General features: G+C 46.3%; 3 protein-coding genes. 2 read left to right on the forward strand and 1 reads right to left on the reverse strand.

Features of this window, described 5'->3' with window-relative positions; all coding sequences use genetic code 11:
* Positions 1–935 (forward strand): methionine--tRNA ligase subunit beta (gene metG / locus GRP75_RS25445; RefSeq protein WP_160790716.1); only part of this gene is annotated, 935 nt, incomplete at its 5' end.
* 166 nt (positions 936–1,101) lie between these two features.
* Positions 1,102–1,818 carry a cytochrome c biogenesis CcdA family protein gene (locus tag GRP75_RS25450; RefSeq protein ID WP_202404309.1) on the forward strand — a complete coding sequence of 239 codons (717 nt, stop codon included), beginning with the start codon at positions 1,102–1,104 and terminating at the stop codon, positions 1,816–1,818.
* Here GRP75_RS25450 and GRP75_RS25455 read toward each other — a convergent pair.
* Positions 1,811–2,037, reverse strand: a 227-nt coding sequence (locus tag GRP75_RS25455) for a spore photoproduct lyase family protein (RefSeq protein WP_337194270.1), incomplete at its 5' end; no start/stop codon positions are given. The genes GRP75_RS25450 and GRP75_RS25455 overlap by 8 nt on opposite strands.

The raw sequence follows: 2,037 nt of genomic DNA on the forward strand, positions 1-2,037 counted from the left end.
TGGCAAATGATCTGGGCAACTTGTTGAATCGTACCGTGGCGATGGTAGATAAATATTTTGATGGTAAGGTTCCAGCTTATGAAGCGAATGTAACAGCATTCGACGGAGCTTTGGAAGACATGGCAACATCGACTTATAGTAAAGTAGAAGAAGCTATGGAAAACATGGAGTTTTCCGTGGCATTAACGGCGATTAGCCAATTTATTAGCCGTAGCAACAAGTATATTGACGAGACGCAACCATGGAATTTGGCTAAGGATGAGGCAAAACGTCGCGAATTGTCATCTGTTATGTTGCATTTGGTAGAAAGCTTGCGCATCGCTTCCATCTTGCTCCAGCCATTCTTAACCCGTGCTCCTCATAAAATTTGGGAACAGCTCGGTATTAGCCAAGGTGAGTTGACTACATGGGATAGCGGCAAGCAATTTGGTCGTATTCCGGAAGGAACGCAGCTGGTCAAAGGTAATCCGATCTTCCCGCGTCTGGATTCAGAGCAAGAGGTTGCTTATATCGTGGAAGCGATGACTGGAGGTAAGAAGCCGGAGGAAGCTACGACACAAGCTCAACCGCAGAATGCATCTGAGACGAGTCAGGAAGCACCGGAGGCAAAGGAAGAGATTGGCATTGAGGATTTTGCCAAGGTGGAACTGCGCGTTGCTCAGGTCGTCGCCTGCGAGCCTGTGAAGAAGGCCGATAAACTATTGAAGCTCCAGCTTGACCTTGGTTATGAGCAGCGGCAAGTAGTATCAGGGATTGCGAAGTTTTATACACCTGAAGATATCATTGGGCGCAAGGTGATCTGTGTGACCAATCTGAAGCCAGTAAAACTTCGGGGAGAGCTGTCGCAAGGTATGATTTTGGCAGCATCACATGGAGATCAGCTTACGCTGGCCACCGTACCGGAAGGTATGCCGAATGGTGCGGTTGTAAAGTAGAACGCTATGTAAAAATAAAAGAGCGTAATGAGCGTATGTCCGGGAATTATTCTTCCTGGGCATGCGCTTTTTGGCTTGCATCATATTTTGCTCCCGCTATACGTATGTTTTAGTAGGCAGGGCTTGTTTGCTTGTGTTCACTTAAGACAGGTGGGAGGAAATGATGATGACAAATATCAACGCTGGATTGGCGATCATAGCCGGACTGGTTTCTTTTTTTTCACCGTGTTGTTTACCGCTGTATCCATCTTATTTATCGTATATGACAGGGATGTCTGCGCGTGAACTGGCTGAAGGACGGCACAAGGCTGAGGTTCGTTATCGTACGATGGGACATACGCTTGCTTTTGTATTGGGCTTTTCGGTCGTTTTCTATTCACTGGGTGCAAGTGTCGGGTTGCTTGGAGAATGGTTTGCCAATTATGGGGATACGCTAAGAGTGGTAGCGGGATCACTTATTTTACTAATGGGGCTGGTATCTCTTGGTGTGGTGCGTCCTTTGATTCTAATGAGGGAGCATAAGCTTCGCTGGACATGGAAGCCTGCCGGGTACGCCGGTTCCTTTGTAATCGGAATTGGATTTGCGGCAGGCTGGTCGCCCTGTATCGGTCCCATGCTAACAGCTATTATCGCTTTGGCGGCAGTAGAGCATCACATTTGGTTCAAACTGATTACAGGCTATGCGCTTGGCTTTGCGATTCCATTTTTTGTATTAGCTTTGCTGGTAGGCTCTGTACGACTATCCTCTCGCTATACCTCCATCCTCATCAAGACAGGTGGCATACTACTAGTTATTACGGGCATTTTACTGGTAACGGATCATATGACCGATGTAACGCTATTTTTACAACGGATTACCCCAGATTGGATGCTAGTTATGTGAAATATTCAATACGACTTAAAGGGAAATGTTCAAAAATGCGCTCTGTGATAAACTCTCGCAGTGCATTTTGCTGTTCATCGGGATAAACATATTTGTTTTGTCCCCAGCGGCCCCATTTTTTCTTGCGTTTCTCTATGTCCATCTCCAGCTTGGTTTTCGGATAACGTTTCTCGATGACAGCTTTGGATGTTTTGGTGAAGCGATGCTGAATTAATTCGA

It is taken from the genome of Paenibacillus sp. OT2-17 (assembly GCF_009827695.1).
Classification (GTDB): Bacteria; Bacillota; Bacilli; order Paenibacillales; family Paenibacillaceae; genus Paenibacillus; species Paenibacillus polymyxa_B.

What these genes read in the sequence shown, in the direction of transcription:
- GRP75_RS25450 (WP_202404309.1), top strand. Translation starts at nt 1,102, where the DNA reads ATGACAAATATCAACGCTGGATTGGCGATCATAGCCGGACTGGTTTCT.